Source organism: Rothia sp. HMSC075F09 (assembly GCF_001810515.1).
GTDB lineage: Bacteria > Actinomycetota > Actinomycetes > Actinomycetales > Micrococcaceae > Rothia.
Window position 1 is genome coordinate 667 of the sequence record NZ_KV801779.1, and the last position, 434, is coordinate 1,100.

Genomic DNA, 434 nt, shown 5'->3' on the forward strand with positions numbered 1-434 from the left:
GGAGAAATGATCTCTTCGGGGTTGATCACTTCAGAGAGCGGCTTGGTATCTCCGGTGTAGTAGAAATAGTTCAGGGCGGCATAAAAGTACGCCTGAAAAATATAGAAACCACCGCGGTTATACTCATTCATTCCCGGCTGCAGAACGGGGTAGGGCACATTCTGGGCTGCATGCTCTTCAGTGGCGGGTACGTACCTGCCGTTGCGTTCGTAGGCGGTGTAGACCATAAACCCCGCTGCGCTTCCACGGTCTACGTAACCAGCATCAAACTTCTCATCAGGTTCTAGAGCGATTAGTGCCCTATCCCATTTAAGAAGACGCATTTTCTGCTTTTCCTCATTGGTGGCGAGGATACCGGCCTGTCGACCGACGATGAGAGCACCGAGGGTGCCCACGCCTGCTACAGCGAGGGCACGACGAGAAAAACGGGGCTT

Annotated in this window: 1 protein-coding gene; it reads right to left on the reverse strand. The window is 53.5% G+C overall.

Going from position 1 to position 434, the window contains the following annotated elements; genetic code table 11:
* On the reverse strand, nucleotides 1-395 hold a 395-nt coding region (locus HMPREF2749_RS01955; protein ID WP_246823484.1), incomplete at its 3' end, for a DUF6318 family protein.
* Nucleotides 396-434 lie beyond the last annotated feature (39 nt).